Source organism: Paenibacillus beijingensis (assembly GCF_000961095.1).
GTDB lineage: Bacteria > Bacillota > Bacilli > Paenibacillales > Paenibacillaceae > Paenibacillus_O > Paenibacillus_O beijingensis.
The window spans coordinates 1,681,455-1,700,035 of the sequence record NZ_CP011058.1; the positions used below are offsets into that span (position 1 = coordinate 1,681,455).

Sequence of the window (18,581 nt, forward strand, 5' to 3'; positions counted from 1 at the left end):
AAACCTGCGATGGGCGATGCGGAGTGAGCCAATGGTACGGCCGAAGCCTAAGCGAAAGAAAATGCAAAAACCGATTGTGGGTATGCAGTGAAATTGCGTGTGGACCGAAGCCCAAACTGCGAAGGCTGTCCACTGTAAGCCAATTGTACGAAGACAGAAGGAAACCGTGAAATTGGGGTAAGTAGGGACGATGTGTGTTAACGAACCGGTAAAGGATCGTCTCTTGACCGGTTCGTTTTTTGAAGCTAAAAAACTTGATTGCTTCTACTAAATATCTGCTTATGGGACAGCCTATTGCAAATCCCGGGAAGCAGGAGGTTGAAACTAATGCGCGATGCAATTCAGGCGCCCTTCCGTATAGCTGCCGGCCATGCAGGTGCCGATCAGCCGTATGTAATCAAGCGCTCTTGCCAAGCTTCCTTCATCGGTCCGGTATACATGCCGGCGGCCGCTCATGACCGAGCATATTTCGATGCGCTGCGGCAGTTGTCCGAAGGCGTTCATACTGACAGCAACCGCCATGTGCACAATCGCCTCCCTTAGCTCCTCACGGTCATCGACAATGAATTTGCGAACGATGGAAGGGCTGCCTTCCTTCGATGCAAAGACCAGATGATACAGCATAGCCAGCTCCTTGCGCAGCTCCGGCACCGGCGTGCTGACCCGCTCGAAAGAAAGGATGGGCTCGTCGTTCTCCGCACCGCCTGCAAGAAACCGGCTTAATCGGTTTGCCGTCTCGCTTTTTACCGTGACATAACGCTGCTTCATGCCGAATAAATAGGCCCGGTTGCTCCATCTGGCTTCCAGCAGCCGATGTACCGCTTTCGCGTCGCGGGCGGTCCGGGGCAATGCATAAAAGTCATTGACGGCATGATTGACGGCATACTGCACCAGATGCTGCCAGCGAAGGGCCGGCGTCCGCCGGTCCATAGGCAGGAAATTTCCCGGAGGAGCGTTCACGGCAGCAACCGCCTCATCTGCTGCTCCCCGTCCGGCTCCCCGCTCAAAAAGCAAATATTGCTCGACGGTATAATCGTCTATGCGTTCCCACGCCCGCGGCTTCATCGCCGTGTCCACCCCGCTTCGCACGTTATGATCCCGCAGCCGCAAGCAGTCCGGCCATCGTGCGTCCCAATGCTCTGCACGTTTCCTTTTCCCCGGACGACGGGTCCAGTTCCAGCTTCAGACTCTCTGCCGCGATGGCAGATCCTCTTTCCTTCAGCTTCTGTTCCAGTTGATCCACCGCGCCGCAAAATTCCGGATAAGAGGAATCGCCCGAGCCGAATACGGCGGCCTGTCGCCCTTCCAGCGAAATATCGTCCAGCTCCTCATAAAAGTCGACAAACTCATCCGGAAGCTCGCCGTCTCCCCATGTGTAGGTGCCGAGAATCATCGCCTTGTAGCTCAGAAGATCAATCGCCGACACGCCGGATACTTCCTTCACGACCGGTTCCGCGCCCCCCTCTCGGACCCCTTCGGCAATCGACTCGGCCATCTCTTCGGTATTGCCCGTCAAGCTCGCGTACACAATAATAATTTTTTCCAAAATGAAACCTCCTTAAGTTTTTGCGTAAGCAAAAACACTTCGTAAGCATAAGCTTAGCTTCGCATCGTTCTCATCGCGTTCCCGGTCTATAAAATTTCATCCACAGGCAATGTTTTGATCCCCTCAAAAATTGTTGCGATATATAGTGAACCGTTCTGCAAGTCGGCGTCCGCTACCGGTCCCCCGAGCCGGACCGAATACATCGTCGCTTGCCCGAGCAGGTAACCGTAGCGGTAAAGCCCTTTGTCCGTGCACAGAAACACATTTTCGCCTTTGTTCATCACATTAAAGACTATCGTTCGACGGTAGTGGACACGGTCAAATCCGCCCTTTTTATTGCCGACAACAAGCCCGCCGTTCTCGGTAGCGCCAATAAGATGCCCGCGATATACCGCCAAACTTGTCACACCTGTGCCAAGATTGAAATCGGCCCAGCTGTCCGTAAGCCGGTCGTACACGGCAATGCCCTTGTCATGCGCCAGAATCAGGTATTGGGGCACATTCAGAAAGTCGTATACCCGCCGTTCCGGGTATCCCACCATCTTCCACGAACCGGAGCAGCAGCTCCACAGCCCGTAAGCAGTGCCGGCATATGCGCATCTCCCAGCGATTCTGAGCTGAAAACACGGAATTTCCAGCTCCTCCATCTCCCATTCGCCTTGCGAATAGGACATCAATCCTTCATTCGTACATATATATAATTTCTCGCGGTAAAGCCTCATCCGGTTAACCGTCCGCAGCTCCTGCGAGTCGTCTGTAATTTCGTGCCACAACCCGCCGTTCTCCTTGCAGTAAATCCCATGGCCCATCGATGCGGCATATATCGAATCCCCGTCCGCCAGTAACGGAAGAAAACGAAAGCGGCAGCCAATTGCGGCATGGTTTTGTTTCGTTCAGCATCTCTTCACTCCTTTCGGCAACATTCCCCGGAATTTGGGCCTATGCGGTCTTAGGCGAACTTACGGGAATTCATCCAAGTCCAATTGGTTGATAATGATTATCACTTTCATGTAGATGATAACCGTTCTCATTTATTCTGTCAATGCCGCATTTTTTATTCTCCGTTTTGTTATTCTCCGTTTTTTCATTCACCAATTTTCCTTTTGTTTTTCATTTCATTTCTTTTCATAGGCTTGATTGACAAAGACTCGTCCTGCGGGGTATAACAAACATGAACGAGAACGTTCGGATATATACGCCCGTCCCCTACCGGGGACGGGATTTTTGCACACTCTAATGATAGAGCTTCTAATAAAAGAATGCCCGGTGCGATTGTCCGGGAAATTGGGGCTGCTTGCGAGCCGCAAACAACAAGGAGAGGACTGAAATGAAGACGATGACTTACCCGCCGACTGGACCGATGAAAATCGAATTGGAAGATATGATACAAGCCCAGATGCACTTGTCCGAGGTCATTACACGCACCCCGCTGCAGCATAACCGGGTGTTGTCCGAGCGCTATGCGTGCAATCTGCTGCTGAAACGGGAAGATCTACAGGTTGTCCGCTCCTTCAAAATCCGCGGAGCTTACCATCGCATCCGTTCGCTGGACCCCGCCTCGCTGGCCAAAGGCGTCGTTTGCGCAAGCGCCGGCAATCACGCGCAGGGCGTTGCCTATTCCTGTCAAACACTCGGCATCCCGGGCAAAATCTATATGCCAAGCACGACGCCGCGCCAAAAAGTAAACCAGGTGGCGTTTTTCGGAGGCAGCCAGGTTGAAATCGTCCTGACCGGCGACACGTTCGATGACGCTTACGCGGAAGCCGTCAAAGCAAGCGAAAGCAGCGGCATGCCGTTTATACACCCGTTCGACGACCCGGCCATTATCGCCGGCAACGGCACGATCGGCAAAGAAATTATGGACGACTCCGCCTCGATTCCCGACTATGTGTTCGTGACGATCGGCGGGGGCGGACTTGCTGCCGGCGTCGCTTCTTACATTAAAGCGGTATCTCCCCGCACAAAAATTATCGGTGTCGAGCCAAAAGGCGCTCCTTCCATGAACGTGTCGCTGAATAAGGGGAAAGTGACGCCGCTTGATACGATCGACAAATTCGTGGACGGCGCCGCCGTCAAGCGGGTTGGAGATTTGACGTTCGACCTGTGCCGGGATCTGCTCGACGATATCGTTCTCGTACCGGAGGGCAAAGTATGCACCACATTGCTTGAGTTGTATAACGAGAACGCGATTGTTGCGGAGCCGGCCGGAGCGCTGCCGATTTCCGCGCTGGACATGTACCGCGACGAAATCGTCGGCAAATCGGTCGTCTGCATCGTAAGCGGCGGCAACAACGATGTGGACCGGATGCAGGAAATGAAGGAGCGCTCGCTCATTTACGAGGGGCTTAAGCATTATTTTATGGTCAACTTTCCGCAGCGTGCGGGCGCCCTCCGCGAATTTCTCGACGATGTACTCGGTCCGGAAGACGATATTACCCGTTTCGAATATACGAAGAAGCATAACAAGGAGAACGGCCCCGCCCTGGTCGGCATCGAGCTGAAGCGGCAGGAAGACTACGCTCCGCTGATGGAACGGATGAACCGGAAAGGCTATCAGGTGATCGAGCTGAATAAAGATCCGATGATGTTCAATCTGCTCATTTGATCGAAGGAAGGAAAATGATAGCCGCGGCCCGTAACGGGTCCGGCTCTTTTTTTGCATGCGCTTCGCGTTACGGCTGGGGTTTGGATATTTGTTTTTGAGCGCATATAATAATGGATAAGGAATATGGCCAGATTAGGCCGTAAATACTTTGAATATGGAGCTGTTGCATGAGTTTAATTCAGGAATGGATATCGAAATTGAAAGGTATGAATTTGCAGGATCTGCAGCAAACGCTGGAAAGCTATTCGGCTTTCGGTCCGCTTCCCGGAATTTTGCTTCCTTTTGCCGAGGCGTTTCTTCCGTTTTTGCCGCTGTTTGTATTCATCGCCGCCAACGCCAACATTTACGGCCTCTGGCTCGGATTTCTGTTCTCATGGATCGGAGCTTCCGCGGGAGCGATTACGGTGTTTTGGCTGGCGCGCAAGCTCGGCGGCAGCTTAGGCACACGTCTGCAAAAACGGTTTCCGCGCGCGAAAGGTTTTTTCAAATGGATTGAACGGCGGGGGTTCACGCCGATTTTTCTGCTGGCCTGCTTCCCGTTTTCGCCGTCGGTGCTCGTTAATATCGCCTCCGGGCTGAGCACGCTGCCGTTTCGCACGTTTGTGATCGCCGTTTTACTCGGAAAGGCGGTCATGATTTTTTCGCTGTCGCTGCTGAGCTTTAATATCGGCAGCCTTGCCCCATGGCGCATTGCCGTCACCGGGGCCGTCGTGCTGCTCATGTGGTACGGGGGTAAGCGGCTGGAAGCGCGTTACCAGCTGAAGTGACAGCCGTTTCCGTTCATAATCCGTTCCCTCCTGGAGCACACTGTTAAGGTATCGTCCGGTATCTTCTGCTGAACATTTAGTGGTCAGACTGTTGTTTTGCTACAACAACGAAGGAGGAAGCCCATGTCTGGTGAACAGCCGTCCGATAAACAGCGTCAAGCCAAAAGTGCCCAATCACTTGCCGACCAAACCGGCCGGGGCAAGGAGCGCGCCAGCAAGCTGCAGTCCGAGGCCGATCTTGCCGCCCTGCTGAAACACGGCCAGTAGAGAGCTATAGCAGATGCTTTCGAAGTGGTTTTGCCATTCGGCAAAACCTAAGCTTATGCTTTCGAAGTGGTTTTGCCATTCGGCAAAACCTTTAGGAGGGAAAAAGATGAGCGAAAAACAGCGTCATTTCGAAATGGAGCCGATGTCCGGCGAGCATGTCGACGTCGACGGTGTGTACAAAAATGAATGGGGTCGCGAGACGAAGCTGAAGCGGGGCGACGTGTTCCCCGCCGATCCCCAGCTGGGAACGACGGAGTGGGAGCTTGCCGAGTTGGACTTCAACAATCATCATCAGGGCCATACCGATCCCCGTCTCGTCCCGCACGACGACGATGACGATCCCGAGGCGCATATGCAGCATCCGCGCCGTCATAACCGCAAGCCGCACCGCGGCGACCAGTAAGCCGGGCAAAGCCGGAGAGGTCGATTCGCGAATTAAAAAGCCTGATCCGCCCCCGCGTACGGACGCGCCGGATCAGGCTTTTTAAACGGCAGATCGGTTACGTCCAAACGAGCCGTTACTTCCATGCGGGAAAATCGTTACTGTTTTCAATTTCGCTAAGTCCGCTTCACTGCGCCTTCTTCGCCGCGCTTTCCGTCCGGTTCAGCACCTGCTCGACAACCCGCTCCAGCCGCCGCAGATGGAAGCCGTATTCGAACAGGCCCGAGGCGACGAACACGAGCCGCATCCGCTCGTCGGGATTATTGCGCAAATAGTCGGTCAGCTGATCGGCCAGCCTCTTTTCCTGGCCCTCTTCCGGCTCAATCGTCACATGCGGCTTCATTTTGCCGTCCATCTTAAGCAAAATTTGCTCGTGGTATTTGGTCAGCTCTTCAATCTGGCTGTCGAAGCTGCGGGCCCACTTGTCCGCACCCGGCGAAGCAAAGTAATGCTCCTCGACCACGTCGAGCAAATCCGCCCCTTTTTGCAAACTTTTAATCATCTGTTTGGCCATCAGCAGCTTTCTGGCCCGCATGATTTTTGTGCTGGGGCGGATGGAGCGCTCCTCGGCAAGCATGTCGTAGCGGTCCTCCAGTTTGCGGAGCATGCCGTGCAGCTTTTCTTTTTCGGCATTGTAGACGCTCTCCTTCATCTCGTCGGAGATCGCGGTGCGCAGCAAGACCGACAGCTGATGGTACGCATCGTAAGCGACCGAATGAAACTGCCTGCGCGGGCGCGGCGGAAAAATAAGGACGTTGACGGCAAAAGCGGATCCCATTCCGATCAGTACCATCAAGATGCGAGGCAGCGCGGACATAATGTCGGATGTGCTCGTTTCCATGACGACGACGACGGTAACGAGCGTCAGCCCGATTGTACTTTCCATTTTGAGCCGGATGTTAATGAGAATCATGGCAATGCATACAAGACCGACCGCAATCGGCGTATGTCCGAATACCCGCAAAGCAAGCAGCGCCATCCCGGCACCGATTACGTTGGCTTGAACCTGATCGGTCATCTGCTGCCAGGAACGCTGCACGCTCGGTTGGATCGCAAATATGGAAGCGACAGCCGCTACCGTAGGTACAAAATGAAACAGTTCGCTTAAATAGATCGCCAAGGCGACGGCCATTCCGGTCTTAAGCACCCGGGCGCCAATCGTCATAGGATGAGTGCCCCTTTCGTTATCGCAGCAAGCGTTATTTTGGGCTTCTTGTCTTCCGCGTCATGTTAGCCGCTACTCATTATAACGGAAGCCCCGGCCGCTTTCCAGCCGCAGGCACACAGCTGCCGCGCAGCGGGCATTCATTCGTCAACCTTCTGCTCCCGCTTTCGCATGAGGCAAAATAATTTGAAAGGACGTGCCCTTGCCGAGCTCGCTTTCCACGTTTATTTTGCCGTTGTGGTTATCGACGATTTTATAGGAAACCATCAGACCGAGCCCCGTTCCTTTTTCCTTCGTTGTATAAAAGGGCTGGCCCATCTTCGACAGCTGCTCCTCGTCGATGCCCGGCCCGCAGTCCACGATGGAGATGACAATCTCTTCGTTTATCGGCTGCAGCGTGATGGCAATCGAACCGCCCTCGACCATCGCTTCAACCGCATTTTTCAATACATTGATAAAAACCTGCTTAATCTGCGTCTCTACCCCGTATATCCACAGCGGCGATTTGCCGAGGTCCGCCTGAATCTCAATGCCAAGCAGCGCGGCCTGCGATTCCAGCAGCGTAATCGTATCGGCCATAATGACCCGGACGTCCATATAATTGAGCTCATAAATTTGCGGCTTGGACAGCATCAGCAGCTCGCTCACGATCGTCTCGATGCGGGTCAGTTCGGACTTCATGATGTCATGGTAGTTTTTTCCGAGCTGACGCCCTGAAGACATGAGCTGCAGGAAGCCCTTCAGCGACGTAAGCGGATTGCGGATTTCGTGGGCGATTCCCGCCGCCAGCTGGCCTGCCACATACAGTTTCTCGGAGTTGATCAGCAGCTCCTCGTTCTTCTTTCGCTCGGAAATATCGCGGATAATCGCTTGAAACACCTGTTTGCCGGAGAAGAAGGACTTGGTCAGGATCAGTTCCGTATGGAGCTGCTTGCCTGTCGCCGTGTACCAGTCAAGCTCCAACAAACCGGTCGCATCCTCCGGGCACGCTTTCTCATTGCCGGTGTCATTCAATAGCTTACGAATATCTTCGTGATGCTTCGGATGAAGAAACGGATAGATGGATTGGCCGGCAAGCGGGTTGGCGGGATCGACCTCGAACATCCGCATGCCGGCCCGGTTCACATACTCCCATTTGCCGCCTTTAATGAGCGCGATCATATCGAGAGAATTTTCAACCAGCAGCTTGTACCGCTCGTCCATCTGGTTGTACCGCCGGTCCGCGAACCATGCCGTCAGGCTGAACGCCAGTATAAGCAGCGCGGCGATGCCGAGCAGCAGCGCCATAATCATGACCGATTGGTTCAGCCGGTCGGCGGTCAGCACATCGGTATATTCGACGATTAACGCTTTCATTGCCATCAGGTGCATGCCGAGCGCCGATGCGCCGAGCAAGCAGCTGCAGAGCAGCTTGAATGAGCGCGATTTGCGCTCGAATAAATATATTGTAACCGCCGCACCGAGAAAAATAATCAGCGCCGACAAAACGGCAGGAACGCAGTGGAGCTGAGCAGCGTTAATCGGATTGACCAATACGGTAAAATAGTGCTCCAGCAGCGAACCCAAGCAGATCAGCAGCGCCGAAGCGGGGATGCGGATGGGCGAGCTCCTTCGGCTTCTCAGCACCAGGAAGGAAAGGTATGCCCCGATAGCGGGCATTAACATTGCGGGAAAGGACGGCCAGCGGACATTAATCATATAATCCGAAGCCAGCATCGCAACAAAATGCATCGCCCAGTTGCCAAGCCCGAATACCGCAGCCCCCCCGAACAGCCAGTAGCGTTTGCCTTTCGGATGGCTTTGTTTCAAATGCTCGATCATGCTGAACATCGTATAGGATGAAAAGGTGATAATAATAAAAGCGAGGAGCAGATACACAATATCATTGGCATTATGCATACGTTAATAGCTCTCCCCGTTTTCAAAATTGGACGTCGCCATTTCTTTTCGACAATATCGGCGGAAATCCTTTTCCTGCTGTCGTATGTGACTTAAATTATATCCAAGCGGACGCTTGACGCGAAAGGGACGTGTCAGAGAACGGCAGATTCGGTTATAATAGAAGGCATTCAACTTGTAGGAAAGGATTGGCCTTCTATGAAATGGATTAAGGAATTTAAAGAATTTGCAATGCGCGGCAACGTGATCGATCTGGCCGTCGGGGTTATCATCGGGGGAGCGTTCGGCAAAATTACGACATCGCTCGTCAACGACATCATTATGCCTCCGATCGGCTTGCTGCTGGGGGGAAGCAATTTTAAAGATTTGTACCTGTACCTCGGCTGGAACAACCCTTACGCTTCCTTGGCCGAAGCAAAGGATAATTCAGCTCCGATCATTACGTACGGGCAGTTCATCAGCACCGTGCTCGACTTTATTATCGTGGCGTTCTGCATCTTCCTCATTGTAAAAGGAACGAACACGCTGCGGCGCTTCCGGCAGGACGATCAGCCCGCTTCGGAGAAGCCGAAGGATAAGGAATGCCCGTACTGCCTATCCAAAGTTCCGGTTAAAGCGACGCGCTGCGCCTTCTGTACCTCCCATCTGGAGCCCGAACAGAAAAGCGGGATGATGACCGATACCGACGGGACCGTGAAAGGATAACGGACCGCTGAACCGTTCAAACCGCCGCCATTATTCGCATAAAAAGGAGGGGCCTGCATGGGCACCGAGTTCTTCGATATTTACGATGAAGAGTGGAAGCCGGCCGGCATCGCCAGCCGGGCGGATGTGCACGCGCACGGCTGGCGCCATATGACGTTTCACTGCTGGGTGACGCGGCGCGAAGGCGGCCGCCATTATGTATGGTTTCAGCTGCGTCAGAGCAGCAAAGATACATTCCCGGACTGCTTCGACATTACCGCGGCGGGCCATCTGGCTGCCGGGGAAACCGTTCGGGACGCGCTGCGGGAGCTCAAAGAAGAGCTCGGCATTGACGCAGCGTTCGAATCGCTGCTTCCGCTCGGCTCCCACGACGAGGTAACGGCCGGCACTGCCGGCGGCGTCCCGTTCATCGATCATGAGCGCAGCCATGAGTTCGCGCTTCCCGTCGATGTGCCGCTGTCCTCGCTCAAGCTGCAGCATGAAGAAGTGGCCGGCGTATATGAAGCGGAGCTTGCGGCTGTAATCGACCTGTTTGAAGGCAGACGGAGCGAAATTATCGCGCGGGGAGTCGAATCCACCGCCTCCGGAGAGCTGCTCCCTGCCAAGCGGACGGTTACGGCGGACCGCTTCGTGCCGCGCGACGGCGGCTATTACGCCGAGCTGTTCCGGACGATCCGGCGGCTCACCTGATTGACGGGCGCTTTGTTATGGTTTATGGCTGGCCAATCAGGTGAGTGTCGCCCTGCGGATAACTCGGCTTCCCCCTAAAGCTCTTTCCATCAGCATATGCAGGCAAAACGGTGCTGGTGTTGCATTCTGGCTGCGAGGCACAGTTGTTCTGTTCCCAAAACAGCAAGCGCGTGCCCCGGTCCGGGAAACACGCGCTCTTTGGCTATACGTATCGGTGTAGGGCTTCTCCGCCCTTTTTCTCTTCCGGCTTGTCGCTTCTCGTTACCGGCTGACGAACCAAATCACAACACAGGTCCAAAAAGGAAGCGAAAGCACAAGTCCATTGATCGTCCCGACGATTAAGCTGCCTTCACGTCTGATCATAAGCTCATCTCCCCTGCTTGCCGTTTCTGTTAACCATTGTGTCCCGGATTCAGACTTTGCAAACGCGGTATAGTTCTATTATAACCATTAAAGCGCAGACATTAAAGCGTTTTCATGAATGTTTGGTGCGATTTTCTCTTCTTATTTATATGGACCGATCTTGACGAATATGCCGCATTTCGAAGGAAGGGCCGGAAGCCGGGAAAAAGAAGAACAAAAAATAAGCATCTGCACGAGGCAAACGGTCTTGCTGCGCATCATACCGGCAGGCAATCCGCTTGGCAGCAAGGGCGCGCCGCGCCGGGTTAGACCTTCCAGCGATCCCGCACGTTTAGGCTCCGTTCGAGTCCGCCCGGTTCGATTCAGACCGGTTCGACTCAGCCCGTTCGATTCGTTCCGGATGAGGGAGTGATGGATGCCAGGTTATTTCCTAACCAGGTTATTTCCTAACGGCTGCCATTGCCGCTAATTTAATGAAAATGCCCCGATTAGAGTTCTAACGGAGATGAGCGCAGCTATTGGCTGCAAGAATAGCCCTTTTTGGGCGAAAGCCATCAGATAAGGTCTCTCACAACCGTTACATTTTGCAAGGGCATTTTGAGCAAAATAACGTCTGTGCAAGCCGTTAGCTCTCGAAGGTCATGGAGTGCAGTTCCCCGCGCGAGGTTGCGGGCTGAACCTGCGACCCATCGCTGCCAGCGATGTGCCCGATCCACAATTCTTAGATTCACATAACTTCCTAAAACAATCAAAAAGCGCGGCTTCCGATTAATCCGGAAAACCGCGCTGGAACTGTTGATATGGAATGGTGCTGATGAGAGGACTCGAACCACCGACCTACGCATTACGAGTGCGTTGCTCTACCACCTGAGCTACATCAGCACAACGCTTATTATAATACACAGCGGCGGAAGCAAAGTCAAGCCTTTTCCGGCTGTTTTTTTGTTCCAAAATGGTGGTTTTTTGAGTCCCGGCCTACCAGTTCGTTTTGAATGGGCGCTCTTCGGGTAAAGATGGATGAGGCTGTCAGTCCTTACTATTACCGAAGTTACTGGAGGCGTTAAAGATGCCCTACACAAAAATTTTGGTCGGTTATGACGGCTCGGAGCAGTCGGTGCGGGCGCTGCGTTCGGCTCTGGAGCTGGCTTCTTACTGCAAATCGCTGATCGAAGTCGTTCATGTTTATAATATTACCCCGATCGTGATCGGTGATACGGTGGCGGGAATGCCATCGGCTGTGCAGGAATCGACCAAGCTGCAGGCGGAGACGGTTGCGGCGGAAGCCCGCACCATAATCGCATCCAGCACCGACACGCCGATTGATGTGTCCATTGTTGAAGGCGATCCCGGCAAAACGATTGTGAAGACCGCGCGCGAACGCGGGTCGGACCTGATTGTGGTCGGCAGCCACGGCAAAAACGGGATCAAGGAGCTGTTTATGGGCAGCGTCAGCCATTATGTGGGACAGCATGCTCCGATGCCGGTACTGATCGTGAAATAGCGCTTGCGCTGCAAAAAGAACCGGATCAACGTTTGCTTCCATCAGCCGGCGTGATCCGGTTCTTTTTGATGATGCGGCCCGTTTTGGTCCGTCAGCTGCGGGACGGGCGCGCTGTATTTCACGGGCAGACGCAGCGTGAAGACGCTGCCCTTTCCTTTTTCACTCTTGAGCTCAAGCTTTCCGCCGAGCAGTCTGGAAAGCTGCAGGCTGATGGACAAGCCCAGGCCCGTTCCGCCGTATTTCCGGGTGACGGCGCCGTCTTCCTGCTGAAACGCTTCGAAGATGAGGCTCTGCTTCTCTTTGTCGATGCCGATCCCGGTATCCTTGACCGAAAAGCCGACCCACTCCGGTTCCGCAGCCGTCACCGGCTGGATGTTTACGACAGGGCGTTCATTTCGTTGGAAGCGAAACTGCCCCCAGCCCCGTCCTTTGCCGCGCTGGGAATGCGCCGGCAGCGCCCCCTTTTCTTTCCGCTTATCGGCGAATACCGACAGTTCGACGCTGCCCTGCTCGGTGAATTTGAACGCGTTCGTGAGCAGATTGCGGACAATTTGGCTGGCGCGCAGCGCGTCCGTCTCGATCGTATGCGGAACGTCGGAATCGACCGCCACCTTGAACTGAACGCCGCTCCGCTCCGCGACGGGCATGAACTGGCATTGGATCGTGTGCACCAGCTCATGGGGAGAGGTCGGCTCCGGATTGACATCCATTTTCCCCGCCTCCACTTTCGACAAATCGAGGATGTCCTCGATCAAATGCAGCAGTTCATGACCGGCTGTATAAATAATGCCGGCATGCCGTACATCTTCTTCGCCGTATTCCCGCTCCTCGTTCTCGCGGATGAGCTGCGAGATGAGCAGGATGCTGTTAAGCGGCGTCTTCAGCTCGTGAGACATGTTGGCCAGAAATTCGGATTTGTAGCGGGAAGCCAGCATCAGCTGCCGGGCCTTCTCTTCCAGCTCCCGCTTCGCTTCCCGCAGCGCTTTCGTTTGGCGCCGCAAGATAAGATTCATATTTCTCATCTCTCCGAAGCGCAGCTGCTCCTTATGAAAATCCCGGATCATATAAACAAAGAATGCACTTAACACAAGTGCCGGCAGCAGCGTCAATCCTGCGATATGCTCCCAGTAATAACGAAACGGGATGACGCCCAGCAGCGAAATATTGAGACAGTTGAGCGTGTTGATCACGGCGATGCTGGCCCCGGCCTGCCATAAAAACCGCAATTTCGATTTTTTAAGCACAACGTGCAGCAGCGCTCCTGCCAGTCCCAGTATCGCCATGTTAGCCACTCCCGCCCACGCGGCTTCGCCCACTCCAAAAAACAACCTTCCGAGCCCGATGCCGAGCCCGATAACAAATATGGTAGGGGCGCTGTTAAATACGAGCACCGCCATAATGAGCGGGATGAAACGCAAGTCAAACAGCGCGTTGTCTGACAAACGCAGCCCGAACAGCATCGTGAGCCAGCCGGCGGCAATGAACATGACGATGGCGGCATATTCTTTGGCAGTGTCGCTCAAGCGGCTGAACATTGTTTTGTACCCGAGATTAAACAGATAGGCGAGCGCAATCAGCAAACAGATATTGTTGAAGAACACTTTGAAAAATGCCATGTAATCCTCCTAAAGGTTTTGCCGAAGGCAAAACCACTTCGTAAGCATAAGCTAAGGTTTTGCCGGAGTCAAAACCACATCGTAAGCATAAGCTAAGGCGTATATGGACCATTCGTATTCGTGTACAACGCATATCGTCTACTCTATTTTACGATAGAATGCCGTTTCAATCACCACCGGGCGAATGCCCGCATATGGTGCTAGTAAATGGACTACAGGAGGACGATGATCGATGGCTGAGCAGCAATACCCGGCTCCCCCCGCAAACGGACTGTTTCCGGCCGTTCTGTATAAAGCCGCGGAGAACCACGGCGGACGGATCATGGATATCCGCAGCAAAATGGCCGACGTCTGCATGCGCCACAAACACCGGCATATCCGCGTGCAAACGGTGGACGGCCATATATATGAAGGCTCCATCCTGCACGCCGACCGCTGCTTCATTTATTTGCAATGCACCGCGCGCGGCAGCCGCGCTTTCTTCGGCCCTTATAACGCGATTATTCCGCTCGTGCTTTACGAGCTGCTGGTCATTACGCTGCTCAGTACGTAGTTGTCGCTGCCGGCAGCCTGATCCGGCGGAAGCTCTTCAAGCAGTCGATCAAGCTCCACGGCGCATTCGGCAGCGCTCCGGTACCCCGATTCATCTTCGGTGAGCAGCTTCCGGATCACCCGAGCGATCTCCGGAAACAGCTCAAGCTCCTCCTCCCAGCTGCGGGAAGGAGCGTCCTCTGGCGGCTTATAGCCGGAGTAGAGAAGAAACAGCAGCAAATGTCCGGACCCGTGCAGATCGCTCGCCGGATAAGGTCTTCGCATCCGTTGCTTGAGCGAGCCCCCGGCATCTTCCGGCTTGTCCTGCTTAGCGGCCGGGTCGTCCGCACGTTCCTCCCCGATCGGACAAGCCAACCCGAAATCAATTAACGTAATTCCCGCCGCCCCCATCATAACGTTAGGAAGCCGGACGTCCCGGTGTACATACCCGGCTTCATGCAAGCCGCTCAGCGTCTGCATCAACTGCCGCAGCACAACCAGCGCCTCCCGCTGTCCGAATACTTCTCCCTTGTCCATGATCAGCCGCTCCAGATCGTTGCCCTGCACGAGCTCTGTCACGAGCGCTTCCCGCCGTCCACAACGAAAATAATCGAGCCGCTGCGGAATGCCTGGCAGAAGGAGCCTGCACATGATTTCATCCTCTCGCCGCAGCAGATGAATGCCGAACCGGCCCTTACTCGGCTTGTTAAGCTTGAGCATCACTTGCCGGCCGCCGCTGTCGCGGGCGGCATACGCCTGTCCATAGCTGCCCATCCCCAGAAAGCGCTCAATCCGGTAACGTTCCGCAATCGTTTTTCCTTCCCGAAGAGGGTAATCCAGCCACGTTTGCCTCACATTCCGTATCCATGTCCCGATTCCAGCCATGACATACCCTCCGTTCTTTGCTTCATTCTTTTACGGGTGCCGGCAGCATTCGTTTCGAAAGCGTTTCGCGAAAAGTGAAACTAATTACCCGCTTGGACGTATAAAGAAGCAGCAAGCAAAAGTCGAAAGGAACGGAGGTGGAATTGATGCTCAAACATCTCATCAAAAAACTTCTTCATTCCGCGACAGGCCGTCACCATTCCCATAACCATTACAGCAGCAGCGATTACAAGCACCATCGTCGTCCGGGATCGTACCCGCCCCCGCGCAAAGGAAGCGGATACTACGGTTCATCCCGTTACAAACGCAGAAGCAGCAGCAGCTATTCCAGTTAATCGACTCTGCACGAAGCTCATAGGAGAACAAAGTGAGACCGCCTCCCACTGCAGGCGGTCTCACTTCGGTGCGCTTGCCAAAAGCTGCAGTTACCAAACGGTTGGCAAAGCAATCAGCTGCTTGACGTCTCTTTCATATTCCGTAATAACGTTTAATATACACTATCTAATCCTACTATTTATCCTTTTCAATTTTCACTCGGTGCATGAAGCGATCGTCCGAACCGTCCGATCAGGAGGTGAAGATCAATGATGAACATCATCCGATTCAAAAACCGGTCCGTTCCCGTCTATTATACGCCCGGACAAGAAAGCTCGCTTAAGATGCTGCCGGAAAAACTGTACGAGATGGAAATGGACTTTGAGTTCCGCAAAAGATGGAAGCGAATCAAGTCGGTGGAAATGGTGCGCGATGTCGCTATTTTTCAATACAACGACGGAACGAAGCTGTACCTTGAAGTTGGCTAAACCGTCAACGGTCCCCGCTTAACGGGTCGGCCAACATGAAACGAAAACAGACGCGAAGCATGGGCTGCCTCGCGTTTTTTTCTTTTATTATGCCCGGGCAGTCCCGGATCGCGCTTCCGGACCGCCGGCTATTCAAGAGACGGACACAACGTTTAACGGATAGCCTTCTTCGATATAAATGCCGGCTTCGTATTCGTCGAGCCGGTTGTCCGTAATGATCTCGTCGAACGAATCGAGGCTGGCGAAGATCGCGAGCGAGTTGTAGCTGAATTTGGCGGCATCGACAAGCAGGACGCTTTTGGCGGCCGCGTTCATGGCGGTCTGGCGCGCGCCGACGAGCATCGGCGACCAGGCCATGGCGCCTTTGGCATGGGATACGGCCTCGCATGTCAGAAACGCCACGTCAACCGTCAACGAACTAAGCATTTTCTCCGCATAAATGCCGTCGAGACTGTACGCCCACTTGCTCAGCCTGCCCCCCGTGCAGTAGACATCGAAGGTGCCGAAGCGGTCTTCGTTCGAGAGCAGCAGCGCGGTATGCAGATCGCGGGTAATGATTTTCAGCCCCTTGAACCTCTCGAGCTCCTCCACCATGGCCGCGACCGTCGTGCCGGCGTCCAGAATGACGCTCATCCCGTCCTGGATATGCTTGACCGCCTCTCTGGCGATTGCCATCTTCTCCGCTTTATGCTCATTCGCGCGCTGATCGTAGTTGGCGCCCATAAATCGTTTGACCTTGATCGCGCCGCCATGGGAGCGCTGGACTTTGCCTTCGGATTGGAGCAGATCCAAATCGCGGCGTATTGTCATTTGCGATACGTTGAACTTCTCCGCAAGTTCAATAATCGTAACTTGGCGCTTCAGTTCGAGCAGCTTCATTATTTCATGACGTCGCGTCCCCGTAAGCATAAGGTGATTCCTCCCCGAAACTTGCTTTGTATGGTTGCAATTATATCGTTCCCAGGCCGTCGTTGTCACTACGAACTCATTCCATAATTTTGTTAAAACGCACTATACAAACTTTCGTTTGTGTGATATAAGTAAAACATATTGATAGTTTTATGTTCATTTGGTGTTAGAAATTGTGACTCATTACACAGGAACAGCATTGGTTTACCCCCTTTTTTTCTTCGTTCGGCTATCGGATTTTACATTCATATATTTCATGTGAGGTGAGGTTCATGGGATTCAGATATACCGGGAATGCCTACGATCGCCGCTTTCTGCCCCGGTTGACGACGAAAGAAATTGAAGCGATGCCGAAAGATGAAGTCTTAATCGTTCTGCCTGTCGGCGCCATCGAACAGCACGGGCCCCATATGCCCGTCTACACGGATACGCTGCTTGGAGAAGCGTTGATGGCACAGGCGTTCGAACACCTTCCCGAAGAAGCTCCGATCTGGCTGCTTCCCTCCGTCAATTATGGCAAAAGCACCGAACACGCGGCGTATCCCGGAACGATCACGCTGTCGGCCCAGACGCTCATGATGGTCCTGCAGGATATCGCCGCCTCTCTCGCTCGCAGCGGATTCAAGAAGCTGCTGCTCTTCAACACCCACGGCGGCAACGCCGATCTTCTCGGCATGATGGCCAGAGAAATCCGCATCGCGACCGGCCTTGCCGTCTACCGGCTTGACCCGGGCTCGGTCCGCTACAGCGATTCATTCACGGACGATGACGAGAAAGCAAGCGGCATTCATGCCGGAGACGTGGAAACGTCCCTGGTGATGGCCGTCTGTCCGGACTGGGTCCACCCCGAATTGGCGCTGCGCGAGATGCCGCAATTTCCTCAGTCGCCCTCGTTCTCTTTCCGCTCCAAATCGTTCGCCTGGATCATGAGCGACATCTCCCGCAGCGGGATCGCCGGCGACGCAACGAAAGCAAACCCTGAAAGAGGCAAGGAGATGCTCGAAAAAGCAGGCCCGCTGCTTGCCGAAGCGTTAATGGAAATCGCGGCGTTCGATATGAGATCGCTGCAACAATAACAGAGCGGAGGTGCGTCAGCGCATGGAAGCAGCTATGAGCACAAAAGAATGGGTGCGGATGGAGAGGCTGTCCAAGGTGTACCCGAACGGAACCGTCGCCGTCCAGGATGTCAACCTCTCGATTCGCGAAGGCGAATTTCTCTCTTTCGTCGGCCCGTCGGGCTGCGGGAAATCGACGATCTTCAAGATGATTACCGGTCTCTCCGAACCGACGGGAGGATCGCTCGAGGTTATGGGCACTTCTCCCAAGCAGGCCCGCAAGCAAAGCGACACGGCGTTCGTCTTCCAGGATCATACGCTTCTGCCGTGGAGCTCCGTCATCGATAATGTGGCGCTCCCCTTGGCGCTTCGCGGAATCTCGCGCAAGGAGCGCAGGCAAGAGGCGGAACGCGTGTTGGAACTGGTCGGATTGAAGGATCATACGAAGTCGATGCCGCGGCAGCTGTCAGGGGGCATGAAGATGCGGGCTTCGATCGCCCGGGCTCTCGTCTCGAAGCCGAAGCTGCTTCTAATGGACGAACCTTTCGGAGCGCTGGACGAAATTACCCGGCAGACGCTTCAGCTTGAGCTTCTCGATCTGTGGCACCGCGACAGAGAGATGACCATCTTGTTCGTCACGCATAACGTATTCGAGGCCGTGTTTCTTTCCACCCGGATCGCGGTCATGACGCCCCGGCCGGGAAAGGTGGCCGCGATGATCGACGTCCCGGTGCCTTTTCCCCGCGACGAAACGTTCCGCACCACACCGGAATTCGGGCAAATTGTCCGCTCCGTATCGGAAGCGCTGAAGCATTGAAACGCCGAATGAAGC

21 protein-coding genes and 1 tRNA gene are annotated in these 18,581 nt (G+C 54.2%); 13 read left to right on the plus strand and 9 right to left on the minus strand.

What is annotated here, in order from left to right; translation table 11 throughout:
• Positions 1 to 324: 324 nt before the first annotated feature.
• From VN24_RS07575 to VN24_RS07585, 3 genes are all read right to left on the minus strand, one after another.
• Positions 325 to 1,065, minus strand: coding sequence for a hypothetical protein (locus VN24_RS07575; protein ID WP_045669894.1), 741 nt, complete (start codon positions 1,063 to 1,065; stop codon positions 325 to 327).
• A 25-nt stretch (positions 1,066 to 1,090) separates the two neighbouring features.
• Positions 1,091 to 1,546, minus strand: coding sequence for a flavodoxin (locus VN24_RS07580; protein ID WP_082083664.1), 456 nt, complete (start codon positions 1,544 to 1,546; stop codon positions 1,091 to 1,093).
• 86 nt (positions 1,547 to 1,632) lie between these two features.
• Positions 1,633 to 2,319: a hypothetical protein gene (locus tag VN24_RS07585; protein WP_045669895.1), complete on the minus strand. Its 687-nt coding sequence runs from the start codon at positions 2,317 to 2,319 to the stop codon at positions 1,633 to 1,635.
• Positions 2,320 to 2,882: 563 nt separating this feature from the next.
• Here VN24_RS07585 and ilvA point away from each other — a divergent pair.
• From ilvA to VN24_RS07600, 4 genes are all read left to right on the plus strand, one after another.
• On the plus strand, positions 2,883 to 4,151 hold the full coding sequence (gene ilvA / locus VN24_RS07590; RefSeq protein WP_045673088.1) for a threonine ammonia-lyase IlvA: 1,269 nt from the start codon (positions 2,883 to 2,885) through the stop codon (positions 4,149 to 4,151).
• 167 nt (positions 4,152 to 4,318) lie between these two features.
• On the plus strand, positions 4,319 to 4,918 hold the full coding sequence (locus VN24_RS07595) for a TVP38/TMEM64 family protein (RefSeq protein ID WP_045669896.1): 600 nt from the start codon (positions 4,319 to 4,321) through the stop codon (positions 4,916 to 4,918).
• Positions 4,919 to 5,041: 123 nt separating this feature from the next.
• On the plus strand, positions 5,042 to 5,185 hold the full coding sequence (locus VN24_RS27805) for a hypothetical protein (RefSeq protein WP_169751042.1): 144 nt from the start codon (positions 5,042 to 5,044) through the stop codon (positions 5,183 to 5,185).
• Between the two features lie 106 nt (positions 5,186 to 5,291).
• Positions 5,292 to 5,588: a hypothetical protein gene (locus tag VN24_RS07600; protein ID WP_045669897.1), complete on the plus strand. Its 297-nt coding sequence runs from the start codon at positions 5,292 to 5,294 to the stop codon at positions 5,586 to 5,588.
• A 166-nt stretch (positions 5,589 to 5,754) separates the two neighbouring features.
• Here the strand turns inward: VN24_RS07600 and VN24_RS07605 are convergent, their stop codons facing one another.
• The gene (locus VN24_RS07605; protein WP_045669898.1) at positions 5,755 to 6,792 is read right to left on the minus strand and encodes an FUSC family protein; all 1,038 of its coding nucleotides are present in this window, start codon (positions 6,790 to 6,792) and stop codon (positions 5,755 to 5,757) included.
• Positions 6,793 to 6,939: 147 nt separating this feature from the next.
• Positions 6,940 to 8,691 (minus strand): ATP-binding protein, encoded by a 1,752-nt coding sequence (locus VN24_RS26225; protein ID WP_052702840.1) that lies wholly within the window; start codon positions 8,689 to 8,691, stop codon positions 6,940 to 6,942.
• A gap of 198 nt (positions 8,692 to 8,889) precedes the next feature.
• Between VN24_RS26225 and mscL the strand changes: the two genes are divergently transcribed.
• The 3 genes from mscL (at position 8,890) to VN24_RS07625 (ending at position 10,861) form a co-directional block, all read left to right on the plus strand.
• Positions 8,890 to 9,396 carry a large-conductance mechanosensitive channel protein MscL gene (mscL, locus tag VN24_RS07615; RefSeq protein ID WP_045669899.1) on the plus strand — a complete coding sequence of 169 codons (507 nt, stop codon included), beginning with the start codon at positions 8,890 to 8,892 and terminating at the stop codon, positions 9,394 to 9,396.
• A 57-nt stretch (positions 9,397 to 9,453) separates the two neighbouring features.
• On the plus strand, positions 9,454 to 10,086 hold the full coding sequence (locus VN24_RS07620) for an NUDIX hydrolase (RefSeq protein WP_045669900.1): 633 nt from the start codon (positions 9,454 to 9,456) through the stop codon (positions 10,084 to 10,086).
• Positions 10,087 to 10,567: 481 nt separating this feature from the next.
• Positions 10,568 to 10,861 (plus strand): hypothetical protein, encoded by a 294-nt coding sequence (locus VN24_RS07625; RefSeq protein ID WP_045669901.1) that lies wholly within the window; start codon positions 10,568 to 10,570, stop codon positions 10,859 to 10,861.
• A 394-nt stretch (positions 10,862 to 11,255) separates the two neighbouring features.
• Here the strand turns inward: VN24_RS07625 and VN24_RS07630 are convergent.
• Positions 11,256 to 11,331: transfer RNA gene (locus VN24_RS07630), tRNA-Thr, on the minus strand.
• 184 nt (positions 11,332 to 11,515) lie between these two features.
• Between VN24_RS07630 and VN24_RS07635 the strand changes: the two genes are divergently transcribed.
• Entirely contained in the window at positions 11,516 to 11,950 is a 435-nt protein-coding gene (locus VN24_RS07635; RefSeq protein WP_045669902.1) for a universal stress protein, read from the plus strand.
• A gap of 41 nt (positions 11,951 to 11,991) precedes the next feature.
• Here the strand turns inward: VN24_RS07635 and VN24_RS07640 are convergent, their stop codons facing one another.
• Positions 11,992 to 13,566 carry an ATP-binding protein gene (locus VN24_RS07640; protein ID WP_052702841.1) on the minus strand — a complete coding sequence of 525 codons (1,575 nt, stop codon included), beginning with the start codon at positions 13,564 to 13,566 and terminating at the stop codon, positions 11,992 to 11,994.
• Between the two features lie 232 nt (positions 13,567 to 13,798).
• On the opposite strand from VN24_RS07640, the gene VN24_RS07645 reads away from it, so the two are divergent.
• A complete protein-coding gene (locus VN24_RS07645) occupies positions 13,799 to 14,119 on the plus strand; it encodes a hypothetical protein (RefSeq protein WP_045669903.1) in 321 nt (106 codons plus the stop codon).
• Here the strand turns inward: VN24_RS07645 and VN24_RS07650 are convergent.
• Positions 14,083 to 14,982, minus strand: a complete 900-nt coding sequence (locus tag VN24_RS07650) for a serine/threonine protein kinase (RefSeq protein WP_045669904.1) — start codon at positions 14,980 to 14,982, stop codon at positions 14,083 to 14,085. The two genes, VN24_RS07645 and VN24_RS07650, sit on opposite strands and share 37 nt — an antisense overlap.
• A 146-nt stretch (positions 14,983 to 15,128) precedes the next feature.
• Between VN24_RS07650 and VN24_RS07655 the strand changes: the two genes are divergently transcribed.
• Together VN24_RS07655 and VN24_RS07660 are read left to right on the plus strand one after the other, a co-directional pair.
• Complete coding sequence (locus VN24_RS07655) at positions 15,129 to 15,317, plus strand: hypothetical protein (RefSeq protein ID WP_045669905.1); 189 nt, start codon at positions 15,129 to 15,131, stop codon at positions 15,315 to 15,317.
• A 249-nt stretch (positions 15,318 to 15,566) separates the two neighbouring features.
• The gene (locus tag VN24_RS07660) at positions 15,567 to 15,785 is read left to right on the plus strand and encodes a hypothetical protein (protein ID WP_045669906.1); all 219 of its coding nucleotides are present in this window, start codon (positions 15,567 to 15,569) and stop codon (positions 15,783 to 15,785) included.
• Between the two features lie 132 nt (positions 15,786 to 15,917).
• On the opposite strand, the gene VN24_RS07665 is transcribed toward VN24_RS07660, so the two are convergent.
• Positions 15,918 to 16,694 carry a DeoR/GlpR family DNA-binding transcription regulator gene (locus VN24_RS07665; protein WP_045669907.1) on the minus strand — a complete coding sequence of 259 codons (777 nt, stop codon included), beginning with the start codon at positions 16,692 to 16,694 and terminating at the stop codon, positions 15,918 to 15,920.
• Positions 16,695 to 16,966: 272 nt separating this feature from the next.
• Here VN24_RS07665 and VN24_RS07670 point away from each other — a divergent pair, with 272 nt between their 5' ends.
• Together VN24_RS07670 and VN24_RS07675 are read left to right on the plus strand one after the other, a co-directional pair.
• On the plus strand, positions 16,967 to 17,770 hold the full coding sequence (locus tag VN24_RS07670) for a creatininase family protein (protein WP_045669908.1): 804 nt from the start codon (positions 16,967 to 16,969) through the stop codon (positions 17,768 to 17,770).
• A gap of 22 nt (positions 17,771 to 17,792) precedes the next feature.
• Complete coding sequence (locus VN24_RS07675) at positions 17,793 to 18,566, plus strand: ABC transporter ATP-binding protein (protein ID WP_045669909.1); 774 nt, start codon at positions 17,793 to 17,795, stop codon at positions 18,564 to 18,566.
• Positions 18,567 to 18,581 lie beyond the last annotated feature (15 nt).